The organism is Streptomyces sp. NBC_01276 (assembly GCF_041435355.1).
GTDB lineage: Bacteria > Actinomycetota > Actinomycetes > Streptomycetales > Streptomycetaceae > Streptomyces.
Genome location: NZ_CP108442.1, coordinates 6,201,412 through 6,217,307 on the forward strand (window position 1 = coordinate 6,201,412; position 15,896 = coordinate 6,217,307).

Consider the following 15,896-nt stretch of genomic DNA (forward strand, 5'->3'; position numbering starts at 1 on the left):
GCGCTACGCGGCCTTCGCCTTGGTGGCGTACATGTCCACGTACTCCTGACCCGACAGGCGCATGACCTCCGCCATCACCGAGTCGGTGACGGCGCGCAGGACGTAGCGGTCGCGGTCCATGCCCTCGTAGCGGGAGAACTCCATCGGCTCGCCGAAGCGGACGGTGACCCGGCCCGGTCGCGGCATGCCCGCGCCGCCCGGCTGGAGCTTGTCGGTGCCGATCACCGCGAAGGGGACCACGGGGGCGCCCGTCATCAGGGTGAGGCGGGCGATGCCGGTGCGGCCCCGGTACAGGCGGCCGTCGGGGGAGCGGGTGCCCTCGGGGTAGATGCCGAAGATCTTGCCCTCCTCCAGGATCCTGCGACCCGTCATCAGCGCGGCGACTCCGCCGTTCGCGCCGTCGCGGTCCACGGGGATCATGCCGGCGCCGGTGAAGAACCAGGCCATCAGGCGTCCCTTGAGGCCCTTGCCCTTCACGTACTCGTCCTTGCCGATGAAGTGGACCGTGCGGTCGCACACCAGCGGCAGGATCATCGAGTCGATGAAGGTGAGGTGATTGCCCGCCAGGATCACCGGGCCGGTGCCCGGAATGTTCTCGATGCCCTCCACCCTGGTGCGGATGATCAGGCGAATGACCGGTCCGACAGTGGCTTTGATGAGCGCGGTACGGAACAACGTGAGCCCTCCGGCATCGAAAAGCGGCTTTCGCACCACACGGCGGTAGTGCAGGTGAGGACGATACTCGCGGCTCACGGCTGATCGCACATCGGGTTCACGTGGTAGATACATCGTGTTGACGCACGTTTCCGTCGTGTTCCCGCCACGCCCACCCTCCCGCCATCCCTCCTTGCCTACGATCGGCAGGCCGATTTCGGGCCGCGCGACCCGGAGATCCCGGGGCCCGGGCCCGTTTCACGATGAGGAGAGCACTCATGACGCAGGGTGGGGCAGCACGGCGCACGGTCCTGGGAGCGGCGGTCCTGGCGGCCGGAACCGGAATCACCGGACTGGCGGCGGGCAGCGCCGCCGCCGCCACCGACGGCGGACACGACGAGGGCGGCTACCGTGACCTCCCCGTCCCGACGGTCATCGGCCACCGGGGCTCCAGCGGATACCGGCCCGAGCACACCCTCGGCTCCTACCAGCTCGCCCTCGACCTGGGGGCCGACGTCATAGAACAGGACCTCGTCCCCACCAAGGACGGCCACCTGGTGTGCCGTCACGAGAACGAGATCGGCGGCACCACCGACGTCGGCGACCATCCCGAGTTCGCCGCCCGGCGCACCACCAAGAACGTCGACGGGGTCTCCGTCACCGGCTGGTTCACCGAGGACTTCACCCTCGCCGAGCTGAAGACCCTGCGCGCCAAGGAGCGCATCCCCGCCGTCCGCCAGCGCAACACCCTCTACGACGGCCGCTGGGCCGTCCCCACCTTCGAAGAGGTGCTGCGCTGGGCCAACCGCGAGAGCCGCCAGCGCGACAAGCGGGTATGGCTCCACGTCGAGACCAAGCACCCCACCTACTTCCGGGGTCTGGGCCTCGGCCTGGAGGAGCCCCTCGCGAAGCTGCTGCGCCGCTACGGACGCGACGGCCGGGACGCCGCCGTCTTCCTCCAGTCCTTCGAGCCCTCCAGCCTCCAGCGGCTCTCCCGCCTGGTGTCCGCGCCGCGCGTGGCGCTGCTCGGCGCGGCGAACACCCGGCCCTGGGACTTCGAGGTGGCCAAGGACCCCCGTACCGTCGCGGACCTGGTCAAGCCCGAGGGACTGCGGTGGATCGCCGGCTTCGCCCAGGGCATCGGCCCGGCCCTGGACCTGATCGTGCCGCGCACCGCCGACGGCCGGCTCGGCGAGCCGACCACCCTGGTCAAGGACGCGCACGCGCGGGGCCTGGTGCTGCACCCGTACACCGCGCGCAACGAGAACAGCTTCCTGCCCGCCGAGTTCCGCAAGGGCACCGATCCGGCCGCCTACGGGGACGCCTTCGGCGCCTTCAAGCGGTACTTCGAACTGGGCGTCGACGGCATCTTCACCGACAACCCCGACACCGGTGTCCTCGCGGCGGAGGCCTTCCGCCCCGGACGCGGCGTCAACCGCTAGCGCCGCTTCCCCGTACGGGTGTGCCCTTCCCGGCGGGGAAACCGCCGGGACCCGTCCGCTCGTCCCGCCCGGCATGGACCTGCTGAAGGAACCGGACCTGCCCGAGACCGGCCGGCCGGAGAGCGAACTGCTCCGGGAACTGGGCCCGCTGCTCTCCGCCGAGGCGGCCGCGGAGGCCCCGGCCGCCGGGGTGGAGGCCGCGGACCTGGAACAAGCCGTCTGGGTCAGGCTGCTGGAACGCGGCCCGTGCGCCCCCGACCCCAACGGCCGTGCCCGCTGGCTGCGGCGGGCGGTGCGCGCGGAGGCGCGGCTCGCCCGCAGGCGGGCCCGGCGCGAGGTCCCCTACGGAGCCGCGCCCACGCCCGCCGCGGCGGCCGGCGAGCCCGAGGACGCCCTGCTGCACGGCGAGGAGAACCGGGCCCTCCGATCGGCGGTCGCCCGATTGCCCGGACGTTGTCCCCAGCTCATAGGGGCACTTCTTTCGCCAAGAGACCTCACTTACCGTGAAATCGCAGGAGAGTTGGGTATCTCACAAGGAAGTTTGGGACCGGTCCGTTCCCGTTGCCTGGGATGTCTGCGCAGAATGCTCGCTGCAGAGGTTGCGGCTCCTGGCCCGTGGGGAAAGGAGCGGTAGACCGGAGAGCCACCAGGTGAGCGGGAGGCATGCGCACATGGGCATGAGCGTGACCATTTCGGCGGCGGCCGCCGAAGACGCCGAGCAGATCTTCAAGCTGCAGTATCTGGCGTTCCAGCGGGAGGCCGAGCTGTACGGCAACTACCTCATCCAGCCGCTCACCCAGTCCCTGGACTCCCTGAAGGCGGAGCTCGCCTCGGACACCGTCCTGGTGGCCCGGCTGGGCGACGAGGTGGTCGGCACGGTGCGCGGCAGCATCGGCGAGGACGGCACCGCGAGCATCGCCAAGCTGTGCGTGCACCCGCGCCTCCAGGGCCACGGACTGGGCGCGCGGCTGCTGCGCGCAGTGGAGGAGGCCCTCGCGGGCCACGGCGCCGCGACCCGCTTCCGCCTCCACACGGGCGTCAAGAGCGAGTCGAACCTGCGCCTCTACCGCAAGGCCGGTTACGCGCAGGTCGGCAACCGCACCGCCTCCGACGGCGTGCACCTGGTGATCCTGGAGAAGGAGGCCGCGGAGGCCACCGACTTCGCCGTCAGCGCGTAGGTTCCGGCCGGGCCGTCCCACGGGGCGCCCGGCCGCCACCGGCCGGACGGACGGGACGGGCGGGCCGAGGGCGTCAGCGCTTCGAGCGGAGCCAGATCATCCCGGTCACCGGCAGGATCACGGGGATGAACAGGTAGCCCATCCCGAACTCCGACCACACGGTGGCGTCGGGGAAGGACTCGGGCCGCACCAGGGTCCAGGTGCCGACGGCCAGCACGCCCGCCAGTTCGGCCGCGCAGCAGACCAGCGCCGCCTTGCGGGCCTTCTCCCCGCCGCGCACCAGCGAGTACGTGATGAAGGCGTACGCCAGGGCCGCGGCACCGGACAGCGCGTACGCCAGCGGGGCCCGGTCGAACTCGGTGGAGATCTGGTAGGCCGAGCGCGAGACCGCGCCGACCACCATCACCCCGTAGAGCCACACCAGCAGCAGTCCCGGACCGGAGACCAGCCGCTTGCGCCCGGGGGTCCCGGAGGCCTCCGCCGTCGCGGTCTTCGTGTCGTCAGGCACCGGCGGTTCCCCAGATGTCGTAGAGCCGTACTTCGAGGACGGCGAGGACGACCGCGCCCGCGGCCACCGTCACCGAACCCCATTTGGTCCGTTCGCTCAGCGAGAGCATCCCGGCGGCCGGGACCGCCGCGAAGGCGCCCACCAGATAGGCGACGAAGAGCACCGTGCCCTGTGCGGGCCTCTCGCCCCGGGCCAGCTGCACCAGGCCGACCACCAGCTGGGCCAGGACCAGGAGGGTCACCACGGCCATGCCGATGAAATGCCAGTCCTTGGTCGGCTGGTCCCGCCACACGGCGTGACCGCACCAGGCGGCGAGGGCGAGGGCGGCCACGCCGATGGCGGCCGTCAGGGCGTCGAGCATGCAGCGAGGGTATTACGGGCCGCAGGACCCGGTGCGCCCGCCCCTCGCCGGTACGGGCCGGGGCGCCGGCGGCCGGGACGCGGACCGTGGTCTTGACCACAGCGCACCCCGCCGGCGGACCCGGCGCGGACGCGGTCGCCGGGGACCTCCGGGCCGTGTCCGCACTGGTCGGGGCCGCCGGAGCGCCGCTCTTGACGGAGGGCCGGGCACGACCGATGTCGTCCGTAATGCGGCCGGAATCCGTCCGGTATGCGGACACTGTGGATCGATGAGTCGCCATGTCTGCTTTACTGGGGCCCATGACCACGACGAGCAGCCGCACCCTTGCGACCGAGGCGACGATGACGCCCGGTGCTCGTTGTATGTGTCGAATGCGCGCCTTCTGAGGGCCCCCTTCCTGCAGTCTCGCGCCCCGAAGCGAGACCGGCCGAGCCGTTCCGCAGCAGCCGTCACCACCTGACGGGCCGTACGGACCGCTCCTGCCCCGCGCACGCGTCGACGCCATCCCCTTTCCGACGGTTCGACCCGTATCGCGTCCCCAGATGTTTGCCCCGTGCACGGCACCCGCACGCCGTGCACTCGACAGCGACGGAATTCCTGTGATCACCACATCGGGCCTCACGAAGGTCTACCAGTCCCGTGGCCGTGAGGTCACCGCCCTGGACGGCGTCGACCTGCACGTCCGCGAGGGCGAGGTATACGGAGTCATCGGCCAGAGCGGCGCCGGCAAGTCCTCCCTGATCCGCTGCGTGAACCTGCTGGAGCGCCCCACCACCGGCACGGTCACCGTCGACGGCGTCGACCTCACCGCGCTGGCCGGCCGCGGCCGCCGCGCCGGCAAGGAACTGCGCGAGGCCCGCAGCCGCATCGGCATGGTGTTCCAGCACTTCAACCTGCTGTCCTCGCGCACCGTGCAGGCCAACATCGAGCTGCCCCTGGAGATCCTCGGCGTCTCCGGCCGCGAGCGCTCGCGCAAGGCCCTGGAACTCCTCGACCTCGTCGGCCTCGCCGACAAGGCCAAGGCCTACCCCACCCAGCTCTCCGGCGGCCAGAAGCAGCGCGTCGGCATCGCCCGCGCCCTGGCCGGCGACCCCAAGGTGCTGCTCTCCGACGAGGCCACCAGCGCCCTGGACCCCGAGACCACCCGCTCGATCCTGCAGCTGCTGCGCGACCTCAACCGCCAGCTCGGCCTGACCGTCCTGCTCATCACCCACGAGATGGACGTGGTCAAGGCCGTCTGCGACTCCGCCGCGCTGATGAAGCGGGGCCGGATCATCGAATCGGGCACCGTCGCGGAACTGCTCGCCACCCCCGGCTCCGAGCTCGCCGCCGAACTCTTCCCCGTCAGCGGCGCCGCCACCGGCCCCGACCGCACCGTCGTCGACGTCACCTTCCACGGAGAGGCCGCCACCCAGCCGGTCATCTCCCAGCTGTCGCGCACGTACAACATCGACATCTCGATCCTCGGCGCCGCGATGGACACCGTCGCCGGCCGCCAGATCGGCCGGATGCGCATCGAACTGCCCGGCCGCTACGAGGACAACGTCGTGCCCGTCGGCTTCCTGCGCGAGCAGGGCCTCCAGGTGGACGTGGTCGACGACGCCGACGCCGCGGCCGACGAGATCGACGACGAACTGGCCGCACTGGTCAAGGATGGTGCCAAGTGACCTGGTCCGAGATGCAGCCCCTGCTCACCCAGGGCACCTACGACACCCTGTACATGGTGCTGTGGTCCACCCTGGTGACCGTCCTCGGCGGACTGCCCGTCGGCATCCTCCTCGTCCTCACCGACAAGGGCGGCCTCCTGCAGAACCGGCCGCTCAACAAGGTCCTCGGCGCGATAGTGAACGTGGGCCGCTCGCTGCCCTTCATCATCCTGCTGATCGCCCTGATCCCGGTCACGACCGCCGTCGTCGGCACCTTCATCGGCCCCACCGCGATGATCGTCCCGCTCGCCATCGGGGCCATCCCCTTCTTCGCCCGCCTCGTCGAGACGGCCGTCCGTGAGGTCGACCACGGCCTGATCGAGGCCGTCGAGTCCATGGGCGGCGGCATCCCCACCCTCGTCGGCAAGGTCCTGCTCCCGCAGTCCCTGCCCTCGCTGGTCGCCGCCGTCACCACCACCGTGATCACCCTGGTCGGCTACTCGGCCATGGCCGGCGCGGTCGGCGGCGAGGGACTCGGCTCCAAGGCCATCACGTACGGCTTCCAGCGCTTCGAGACCGGCTTCATGGTCGCCACCGTCGTCGTGCTGATCGCCCTCGTCACGGTGATCCAGCTGATCGGCGACGGCGTGGTGCGCGTCCTCGCCCGCCGCGGCCGGACCGTCTGAACCTTCCCCCACAAAAGAGCCCGCACTTGTCGTGCTTGGGCCACCACCAGCGGGTCCCCACCGGACCCGTACCGCCAGAAAGGCACTCTTCGTGCGTAAGAACGTCAAGCTCACCGCCTTCGCCGCCGCCTCCGCCGCGCTCGCCCTCGGCCTCACCGCCTGCGGCAGCTCCTCGGACCCCTCCACGGCCAAGGCCGACGGCGGCAAGGCCGACGAGAGCAAGCCCCTCGTCATCGCGGCGTCCCCGACCCCGCACGCCGACATCCTGAAGTTCGTCAAGGACAACCTCGCCGCCAAGGAAGGCCTCAAGCTGGAGGTGAAGGAGTTCACGGACTACGTCCTGCCCAACACCGCCACCGAGCAGGGCCAGGTCGACGGCAACTACTTCCAGCACAAGCCGTACCTCGACGACTTCAACAAGAAGAACGGCACCCACATCGTGCCCGTCGTGAACGTGCACCTGGAGCCCCTCGGCCTCTACTCCAAGAAGGTCAAGGCCCTCTCCGACATCAAGGCCGGCCAGACCGTCGCCGTCCCCAACGACACCACCAACGAGGGCCGCGCGCTCCAGCTGCTCGCCGCGAACAAGCTGATCACCCTCAAGGACGGCGTCGGCACCAACGCCAAGCTCTCCGACATCACCGACAAGAAGGGCCTGGAGTTCAAGGAGCTGGAGGCCGCCACGGTCCCGCGCGCCCTGAACGACGTGGACGCCGCCGTCATCAACGGCAACTACGCCATCGAGGCCAAGCTCTCGCCCGCCAAGGACGCCCTGGCCCTGGAGAAGGCCGAGGGCAACCCGTACGCCAACTTCCTGGCGGTCAAGGACGGCAAGCAGACCGACCCGCGCATCCAGAAGCTCGCCAAGCTCCTGAACTCCGACGAGGTCAAGAAGTTCATCCAGGACAAGTACCAGGGTTCGGTCACCCCCGCCTTCGGCGCCCCGGCCGCTTCCTGACGAAAACCGCCTGGTAGACGCCGGATTCCCGGCCCCGCGCCCCCTCCGGGGGACGCGGGGCCGCGGGCTGCCCGCATCCGGGCAGCCCGGCCCTGCACATCACCCGGCCGATGCTGCATGCTGTGGCCTACGACCCGCACGACGGTCCCCCTCGAACGGTCCCGCACCACGGTCGCACCACGGTCTCAGGCATGGAGCTGCGCATGACTACCACCTTCCCGGACGTCACCATCAGCACGGACCGGCTGGTGCTGCGCGCCTTCGAGGAGGACGACGTCACGGCGCTCGCCGAGATGATGAACGACGAGCACGTCACCGCCTGGACCCCGGTACCGCACCCCTACACCCACGCCGACGCCCACGGCTGGGCCACCCGGAAGTCCCACGCGGAACGCACCGACGGCCGGGGCATCGTCTTCGCCGTCACCGAGTTCCTCACCCAGCGCCTCGTCGGCATCGTCCACCTCCAGAACACCGACTGGCGCACCCGCACCACCGAGGTCGGTTACGTCACCGCCCCCTGGGCCCGGGGCGAGGGCTACGCCAGCGAGTCCGTCCTCGCCGTCGCCCAGTGGCTCTTCCGCGACCAGGGCTTCGAGCGCCTCGAAATCCGCACCGCCGCCGACAACACCGCCTCCCAGCAGGTCGCCCAGAAGATCGGTTGCATCAGCGAAGGCGTCCTGCGCAACGCGTGGATAGTGCGCACCCAGGCGGCCGACGGCGGCTGGACCGAGGCCCGCACCGACCTCATCGTCTGGAGCCTGGTCCCCGAGGACCTCGACGAGGGCGAGGAGTACGAGGGCTACGACGGCCACAGCGGCTACGACGGCACCCGCGGATACCCGCCCCGGGACTCCGGATACGCCTTCGGCCGGTCCGCCGACGCCACCGGCTACGCCGTCGCCGCCGACTGGAACTGACCCGATGACCAGGTAGTCTCACGATGCGCGACCCCCGACGAAGCTCGCCCGCCCCCACCTCAGGAGACTGACGACGATGGCCGACCGGGTCACGGTGATCGGCTGGGACGGCTCACCCCTGACCGCGGCCGCCCGGTCCGCGCTCGCCGCCGCCACCCTCGTGGCCGGCGCCGCCCACCACCTCGCGCTCCCCGAGGTCCCGCCCACCGCGGAACGCATCCGCCTCGGCAGCCTCCACCTCGCCGCCCGCCGCATCGCCGGCCACCGCGGCACCGCCGTCGTCCTCGCCGACGGAGACCCCGGATTCTTCGGCGTCGTACGCACCCTGCGCGCCCCGGAACACGGCCTGGAGGTGGAGGTCGTCCCCGCCGTCTCCGCCGTCGCCGCGGCCTTCGCCCGCGCCGGGATGCCCTGGGACGACGCCCAGGTGGTCGTCGCCCACCCCCGCACCCTGCGCCGGGCCGTCAACGTCTGCCGGGCCCACAGCAAGGTCGCCGTCCTCACCTCGCCCGGAGCCGGACCCGCCGAACTCGCCCTGCTGCTCGACGGGGTGCACCGCACCTTCGTCATCTGCGAGGAACTGGGCACCGACCGCGAGCGCGTCACCGTCCTGACCTCCGACAAGGCCGCCGACCACAGCTGGCGCGACCCGAACGTGGTCATCGTCATCGGCGGCGCGGGCCAGGTCTCCGCCGCCGAGCCCGGCTGGCTGTTCGGCCAGCCCCCCCACCTCGCGGCCACCCGCGGCTGGGCCCGGCCCCGGCCCGCGGGGGACGGGCCCGCGGGGGAGGGGCCCGTGGGGGAGGGCGAGTCCGCACAGCTGCGCGCGGCCCAGCTCGCCCGCCTCGGCCCCCGCGCCGGCGACCTCGTCTGGGACATCGGGGCCGGCTCCGGGGCCCTCGCCGTGGACGCCGCCGCCCTCGGCGCGGCCGTCATCGCGGTGGACGCCGACCCCCGCGCCTGCGAACGGGTAACGGCCGCCGCCCGTCGGCGCGGTGTCCAGATCCAGGTCGTGCCCGGCCGCGCCCCGCACGTCCTGGAGAACCTCCCCGAGCCCGACGTCGTCCGCGTCGGCGGGGGCGGCGCCGAGGTCGTCGCGGCCGTCGCCGACCGGCGCCCCGAACGGATCGTCAGCCACGCCTCCACGCGCGACGACGCCGAGGCCATCGGACGCGTCCTGGGCGAACACGGGTACGCCGTCGAGTGCGCACTCCTCCAGTCCGTCGGCCTCGACACCCGGACCTGGGCGGAACAGGAGCGTTCCGTGGTGTTCCTCCTGGCAGCCGAGCGCCCCGTGAGCCGCTAGCGCGCAGGCCGGGGTAGGCTGGCCGATCGTCGTGCCGCCCTCAGGACGCGCGACGTGGCGCAGTCCACAGCGGACCGTGCCGGTTTGTGGCCGACACGGCGGCCGACGAGCGCGACAATGCTCAGGAGTTGTTGTGCGGGCGCACGCGAGGCGTCGCACCGCACGGCGACCCCGCACACATCACCGCCCGGCGGTCGTGTGGGCGACCGGGCGATCGAAGAGGCAACACCGATGGGCGAGGGGTACGCATGACTGACACCGGCCAGGTCCCGGGCGAGGGTCACCCGGACAACGGGGGCATGGTGGATCAGCAGGGCATCCCCGCTCCGGTTCCGCCGCTCCCGCCGCTTCCGCCGCAGCCCCCGGCCGGCTACGCCTTCCAGGACCTCGTGGACGACCCCGCCGAGGCGGAGGACGAGGAACTGCTGCTGATGCCGAGCGGCCAGGGCTCCTGGAGCGACCCCCAGGTGGTCCCGCCGGTGCCGGCCTTCCCGGCCGAGTTCCCCGCCGAGCCCGTCTACACCGAGTACCCGCAGGCCCCCGGGGCCGGTTACCCCGAGCCCGGACACCTCGGCTTCCCGGAGCCCGGCTACCAGGACGCCGGCTACCCGGCGCCGCAGCAGCCCGGCTTCCCCGACCCCTCGTACCCCGTGGGCGCGGGCTTCCCCGACGGCTACGCCGACCCCGCCGCGTACAGCGCGGGCGCGCACGAGACCGGCGGCCGTGACACCGGCTCGCTCGACCTCGGCGGCCTCGTGGCCCCGCAGGCCGCCCAGGTGCCGGCCGCGTCGCCCGTGATCCCCGCACGCCGTCCGCTGCACATGGGCCCGCCGATGCCCGAGGCCGGGGGAGTCGTGCGCTCCCTCGCGGACCGGGGTCCCGCCGCCGCTCCGGCGCCGGCGCCCGTGGCCGCCCCGGCCCCCGTGCCCGCCCCCGAGCCGGCCCCCGTGGTGGCGGCGCAGCCCGTCGCCGAGCCGGCGCCGCAGCCCCTGCCGCAGCAGCCCGCCGCCGAGCCCGTCGCCGAGCCCGCCGCCGAACCGGTGGCGGAGCCGGTGGTGGAGCCCGTCGCCGTGCCGGTCGCCGTCGCAGAGCCGGCCGCCGTGCCCGTGGCCGTGGCCGTGCCCGCCGCCGCCGGTGCGCCGGTGGCGCAGGAGCCGGTCGCCGCGGCGGTGCCGCAGCCCGCTGCGCCGGCCGCGGGTCCCGAGTACCTGGACGCCCCGCAGCAGGCGGCGCAGGCCGCCGAGATCCCGGCGCAGGCCGGGACGCCGTGGACGGCCGAGCCCGCTCCGGCCGCCGCCCCCGTTCCGGCCGCCGCCCCCGCCGCTGCCGCGCCCGCTCCCGTGGAGCCGTCCGCGGAGCCCGTGGCGCAGCCGGAGGCCCAGCCGTCCGCCGAGGCCGCTGCCCAGGCCTCCGAGGCCGCCGCGGTGCCCGCCGCCGCGCCCGTCGCCGCCGAGGCGGCTCCCGAAGCCGCCCCGGAGGCCCAGGAGCCCGCCGGCGCCCCGCAGCCGCCGGCCCCGGTGGTTCCCGAGGCCCCCGAGGCCCCCGAGGCGCCGGCCGCCGTGGAGGTCCCGGCCGAGCCGGTGGCCGCCGTGGAGGTCCCCGCCGGGCCTTCGGCCCCCGAGGCCGCCCAGGCGCCCGCCGAGGCCGAGCCCGTGCTCCCGGAGGCCGCCGGTACCCCGGCCGCCGAGCCCGTCGCGGAGGCCCCTGCAGAAACGGTTCATGCCCCCGTCGAGGCGGCCGTCCCGGCCGACGTGCCGGCGGAGCCCGAGGCGCCGGCCGCCGCGGAGGCCCCGGCCGAGGCGGAGGCCGTCCCGGCCGAGGCCGCCGAGCCGGTCGCCGCGTCCGCCCCCGAGGCCGACGCCCCGGACGCCACCGCCCCGGACGCCACCGAACCCGCCGACGCCGCGCAGGCCCCCGAACCCGTCTCCGCCGGCGAGCCCGCCCCCGCGTACGACGACGCCGAACGCGAGGCCGTCCTGCGCGTCATGCGCGAGCGCCGCGACATCCGCAAGGGCTTCCGTACCGACCCCATCCCGCACGAGGTGCTGCTGCGCGTCCTGGAGGCCGCCCACACGGCCCCCAGCGTCGGCCACTCGCAGCCCTGGGACTTCGTCGTCATCCGCTCCGCCGAGACCCGCCGGACGATGCACGAGCTCGCCCAGCGCCAGCGCGAGGCCTACGCCAAGTCGCTGCCCAAGGGCCGGGCGAAGCAGTTCAAGGAACTCAAGATCGAGGCCATCCTCGACACCCCGGTGAACATCGTCGTCACCGCCGACCCCACCCGCGGCGGCCGCCACACCCTCGGCCGGCACACCCAGCCGCAGATGGCCCCGTACTCCTCCGCCCTCGCGGTCGAGAACCTCTGGCTCGCCGCGCGCGCCGAGGGCCTCGGCGTGGGCTGGGTCAGCTTCTTCGACGAGCGCGAGATGGTCCGCGCGCTCGGACTGCCGGAGCACCTGGAGGTCGTCGCGTACCTGTGCGTCGGCTACGTGGACGAGTTCCCGGACGAGCCCGAACTGGCGCAGGCCGGCTGGTCCCAGCGTCGTCCGCTGGCCTGGGTCGTCCACGAGGAGACGTACGGACGCCGCGCGCTGCCCGGCGAGGAGCCGCACGACCTGCTCTCCGAGACCGTCGCCAGCATCCGCCCGCTCGACGCCAAGGCGCTGGGCGAGGCCTGGGAGCGGCAGAAGCGCATGACGAAGCCCGCCGGGGCCCTGGGCATGCTGGAGATCATCTCCGCCCAGCTGGCCGGCCTCTCCCGGGTCTGCCCGCCGCCCATCCCGGAGCCGGCCGCCGTCGCGATCTTCGCGGGCGACCACGGCGTCCACGCCCAGGGAGTCACCCCCTGGCCGCAGGAGGTCACCACGCAGATGGTGGCGAACTTCCTCGGCGGCGGCGCGGTCTGCAACGCCTTCGCCAACCAGGTCGGCGCCGAGGTCTGCGTCATCGACGTCGGCGTGGCCGGTGACCTCCCCGCCACCACCGGCCTGCTGCCGCGCAAGGTCCGTCCCGGCACGGCCGACCTCTCCACCGGCCCGGCCATGACCCGCGAGGAAGCGATCGCGGCCATCGAGGTCGGCATCGAGACGGCCCGCGACCTGGTCGCCGCCGGCAACAAGGCCCTGCTCACGGGCGAGATGGGCATCGCGAACACCACGGTCTCGGCGGCCCTCATCTCGGTCTTCACGGGCGTCGACCCCGCGGAGGTCACCGGCCGGGGCACCGGCATCAACGACGAGACCCACGCCCGCAAGGTCGAGGTCGTCCGCCGGGCCCTGGAACTCCACCAGCCCGACCCGGCCGACCCGATCGGCGTCCTGGCGGCCATCGGCGGCCTGGAGCACGCGGCGATCGTCGGCCTCCTCCTGGGCGGGGCATCCCTGCGCACCCCGGTCATCCTCGACGGCGTGAGCGCCGGCGCGGCCGCCCTCGTGGCCCGCGCCATCGCACCGGAGTCCCTGTCGGCCTGCATCGCGGGCCACCGCAGCGCGGAGCCGGGTCACGTGGCGGCCCTGAACAAGCTCGGCCTGCGTCCCCTGGTCGACCTGGACCTCCGCCTCGGCGAGGGCACGGGCGCGCTCCTGGCGCTCCCCCTGGTCCAGAGCGCGGCGCGCGCGATGCACGAGGTGGCCACCTTCGACTCGGCGGGCGTCACCGAGAAGTAGCCCCCTCCCCGCCCTTCCACCGCTCCCGCCCCGGGCGCCGGCGATGTCCAGCCCCGCCGGCGTTCGAGGCGCGGGGGGTCCGGGGGGCCGGAGCCCCCGAAGGGTCCGGGCGGAGCCCGGGAACGGGGGAAGGGCGGGCAGGGGTGGACCCCGCGCAGCGGCACCCGGTGGCCCCGCCCAGCAGCCGCACCCGCGCGTCGGCCCGTGAGTCCGGCCCCTGCCGCGGCACCCCGGCACCGGCGCCGCCTCCGCGCACCCGCTCCCCGGATCCGGCCCGCGCGGCGCGGCGCCCCCGCCCCCGAAGCTCGCGCAGCCCCCGCAGGGACCACCGCCCCGGATGGGTCGTATCGTGGTCCCGGACGGGCAACCGCACGCCGCCCGCCACGCCGCTCCAGCGCAGCAGCGGCCCCGCCGACCCCTCGCCGCACCAGGAGCCGCAACCGCCATGGCAAACCCGGCATACCCCGCCTACCCCGTAGGACTCCGCCTGGCCGGGCGCCGCGTCGTCGTCATCGGCGGCGGTCAGGTCGCCCAGCGCCGCCTGCCCGCCCTCATCGCGGCCGGCGCCGACGTCCTGCTGATCTCCCCTTCCGCGACCCCCTCCGTGGACGCGATGGCGGAGACCGGCGAGATCCGCTGGGAACGCCGCCGCTACCGGGAGGGCGATCTCGCCGACGCCTGGTACGCCCTGATCGCCACCCAGAACCGCGAGGACAACGAGCGCGCCTCCGCCGAGGCCGAGCGCGAGCGCGTCTGGTGCGTGCGCGCCGACGACGCCTCCGCCGCCACCGCCTGGACCCCCGCCACCGGCCGCATCGAGGGCGTCACCGTCGCCGTGCTGACCGGCAACGACCCGCGCCGTTCGGCCGCCGTCCGCGACGCGGTCGTCGAGGGCCTGCGCGACGGCACCCTCACCGCCCCCGCGCACCGCCACAAGGGCACCCCCGGCGTCGCCCTCGTCGGCGGCGGCCCCGGCGACCCGGACCTGATCACCGTGCGCGGCCGCCGGCTGCTCGCCGAGGCCGACGTGGTCATCGCCGACCGGCTCGGCCCCCGCGACCTCCTCGACGAACTCCCCCCGCACGTCGAGGTCATCGACGCGGCGAAGATCCCGTACGGCCGGTTCATGGCCCAGGAGGCCATCAACAACGCCCTGATCGAGCACGCCAAGGCGGGCAAGGCCGTCGTCCGGCTCAAGGGCGGGGACCCGTACGTCTTCGGCCGTGGCATGGAGGAGCTGCAGGCCCTCGCCGAGCACGGCATCCCCTGCACGGTCGTCCCCGGCATCTCCAGCTCCATCTCGGTGCCGAGCGCCGCCGGGATCCCCGTCACCCACCGCGGGGTGGCGCACGAGTTCACCGTGGTCAGCGGACACGTCGGCCCCGACGACCCGCGCTCCCTGGTGGACTGGGCCTCCCTCGCGAAGCTCACCGGCACCCTCGTGATCCTCATGGGCGTCGACAAGATCGGCCTGATCGCCGAGGCCCTGATCCGCCACGGCCGCTCCGCCGGCACCCCGGTCGCGGTCGTCCAGGAGGGCACCACGGCCACCCAGCGCCGGGTGGACGCCACCCTCGCCACGGTCGGTGAGACCGTGCGCGCCGAGGAGGTCCGCCCGCCGGCCGTGATCGTCATCGGCGAGGTCGTCCGCGTGAACGCGCCCGACGCCCTCCCCGCCACCGACGCCTGACAGGCCGTTGGCACCACACCCACGACAAGGCAGTATCACCCTGTGGCTGATCTCATCACCGTCGAAGACCCCGACGACCCCCGCCTGCGCGACTACACGGGCCTGACCGACGTGGAGCTGCGGCGCCGCCGCGAGCCCGCCGAGGGCCTCTTCATCGCCGAGGGCGAGAAGGTCATCAGACGGGCCAAGGACGCCGGCTACGAGATGCGCTCCATGCTGCTCTCCGCCAAGTGGGTCGACGTCATGCGCGACGTCATCGACGAGCTCCCCGCCCCGGTCTACGCCGTCAGCCCGGAGCTCGCCGAACGCGTCACCGGCTACCACGTGCACCGCGGCGCCCTCGCCTCCATGCAGCGCAAGCCGCTGCCCACGGCGCAGGACCTGCTCGCGTCGGCCCGCCGGGTGGCCGTCATGGAGGCGGTCAACGACCACACCAACATCGGAGCCATCTTCCGCAGCGCCGCCGCCCTCGGCATGGACGCGGTGCTGCTGTCGCCCGACTGCGCGGACCCGCTCTACCGCCGCTCGGTGAAGGTCTCCATGGGGGCGGTGTTCTCCGTCCCCTACGCCCGCCTCGACGCCTGGCCCAAGAGCCTGGACTCGGTACGGGAGGCGGGCTTCAAGCTCCTCGCCCTCACCCCGCACGAGAAGGCCTCGCCGATCGACGAGGCCGCCCCGCAGTCCCTCGAACGGGTCGCGCTGATGCTCGGAGCGGAGGGCGACGGCCTGTCCACGCAGGCGCTGGTCGCCGCCGACGAGTGGGTGCGCATCCCCATGGCGCACGGCGTGGACTCGCTCAACGTGGGCGCGGCCGCGGCCGTCGCCTTCTACGCGGTGGCCGGCGGCCACCGGGCCTGACCGTCCGGGTGCCGGGCCCCGAGG

General features: G+C 73.7%; 14 protein-coding genes. 11 read left to right on the forward strand and 3 right to left on the reverse strand.

Annotated features, from left to right (window positions below):
* Positions 1–3: 3 nt before the first annotated feature.
* Positions 4–711 carry a lysophospholipid acyltransferase family protein gene (locus tag OG295_RS27900; RefSeq protein ID WP_371679374.1) on the reverse strand — a complete coding sequence of 236 codons (708 nt, stop codon included), beginning with the start codon at positions 709–711 and terminating at the stop codon, positions 4–6.
* Between the two features lie 221 nt (positions 712–932).
* On the opposite strand from OG295_RS27900, the gene OG295_RS27905 reads away from it, so the two are divergent.
* From OG295_RS27905 to OG295_RS27915, 3 genes are all read left to right on the forward strand, one after another.
* Entirely contained in the window at positions 933–2,096 is a 1,164-nt protein-coding gene (locus OG295_RS27905) for a glycerophosphodiester phosphodiesterase (protein ID WP_371679375.1), read from the forward strand.
* Between the two features lie 73 nt (positions 2,097–2,169).
* Complete coding sequence (locus OG295_RS27910) at positions 2,170–2,730, forward strand: RNA polymerase sigma factor (protein WP_371679376.1); 561 nt, start codon at positions 2,170–2,172, stop codon at positions 2,728–2,730.
* Positions 2,731–2,767: 37 nt separating this feature from the next.
* Entirely contained in the window at positions 2,768–3,274 is a 507-nt protein-coding gene (locus OG295_RS27915) for a GNAT family N-acetyltransferase (protein ID WP_371679377.1), read from the forward strand.
* A 73-nt stretch (positions 3,275–3,347) separates the two neighbouring features.
* Here the strand turns inward: OG295_RS27915 and OG295_RS27920 are convergent, their stop codons facing one another.
* Both OG295_RS27920 and OG295_RS27925 read right to left on the reverse strand, forming a co-directional pair.
* Complete coding sequence (locus OG295_RS27920; protein WP_371679378.1) at positions 3,348–3,782, reverse strand: hypothetical protein; 435 nt, start codon at positions 3,780–3,782, stop codon at positions 3,348–3,350.
* Positions 3,775–4,143, reverse strand: coding sequence for a hypothetical protein (locus tag OG295_RS27925; protein WP_030233799.1), 369 nt, complete (start codon positions 4,141–4,143; stop codon positions 3,775–3,777). Before OG295_RS27925 ends, OG295_RS27920 begins: the two co-directional genes overlap by 8 nt.
* A 599-nt stretch (positions 4,144–4,742) precedes the next feature.
* Here OG295_RS27925 and OG295_RS27930 point away from each other — a divergent pair.
* The 8 genes from OG295_RS27930 to OG295_RS27965 all read left to right on the forward strand — a co-directional run bounded on the left by OG295_RS27930 (position 4,743) and on the right by OG295_RS27965 (position 15,872).
* Positions 4,743–5,810 (forward strand): methionine ABC transporter ATP-binding protein, encoded by a 1,068-nt coding sequence (locus OG295_RS27930; protein ID WP_371679379.1) that lies wholly within the window; start codon positions 4,743–4,745, stop codon positions 5,808–5,810.
* Positions 5,807–6,475 (forward strand): methionine ABC transporter permease, encoded by a 669-nt coding sequence (locus tag OG295_RS27935; protein WP_371679380.1) that lies wholly within the window; start codon positions 5,807–5,809, stop codon positions 6,473–6,475. Before OG295_RS27930 ends, OG295_RS27935 begins: the two co-directional genes overlap by 4 nt.
* Positions 6,476–6,566: 91 nt before the next feature.
* A complete protein-coding gene (locus OG295_RS27940) occupies positions 6,567–7,433 on the forward strand; it encodes a MetQ/NlpA family ABC transporter substrate-binding protein (RefSeq protein WP_371679381.1) in 867 nt (288 codons plus the stop codon).
* 203 nt (positions 7,434–7,636) lie between these two features.
* Positions 7,637–8,353, forward strand: coding sequence for a GNAT family N-acetyltransferase (locus OG295_RS27945; RefSeq protein WP_371679382.1), 717 nt, complete (start codon positions 7,637–7,639; stop codon positions 8,351–8,353).
* A 76-nt stretch (positions 8,354–8,429) separates the two neighbouring features.
* Positions 8,430–9,659 carry a precorrin-6y C5,15-methyltransferase (decarboxylating) subunit CbiE gene (cbiE, locus tag OG295_RS27950; protein ID WP_371679383.1) on the forward strand — a complete coding sequence of 410 codons (1,230 nt, stop codon included), beginning with the start codon at positions 8,430–8,432 and terminating at the stop codon, positions 9,657–9,659.
* 248 nt (positions 9,660–9,907) lie between these two features.
* Positions 9,908–13,324, forward strand: a complete 3,417-nt coding sequence (gene cobT, locus OG295_RS27955) for a nicotinate-nucleotide--dimethylbenzimidazole phosphoribosyltransferase (RefSeq protein WP_371679384.1) — start codon at positions 9,908–9,910, stop codon at positions 13,322–13,324.
* Positions 13,325–13,769: 445 nt separating this feature from the next.
* Entirely contained in the window at positions 13,770–15,014 is a 1,245-nt protein-coding gene (gene cobA, locus OG295_RS27960; protein ID WP_371679385.1) for a uroporphyrinogen-III C-methyltransferase, read from the forward strand.
* 42 nt (positions 15,015–15,056) lie between these two features.
* Entirely contained in the window at positions 15,057–15,872 is an 816-nt protein-coding gene (locus tag OG295_RS27965) for an RNA methyltransferase (protein ID WP_266838020.1), read from the forward strand.
* The last annotated feature ends 24 nt before the right edge of the window (positions 15,873–15,896 follow it).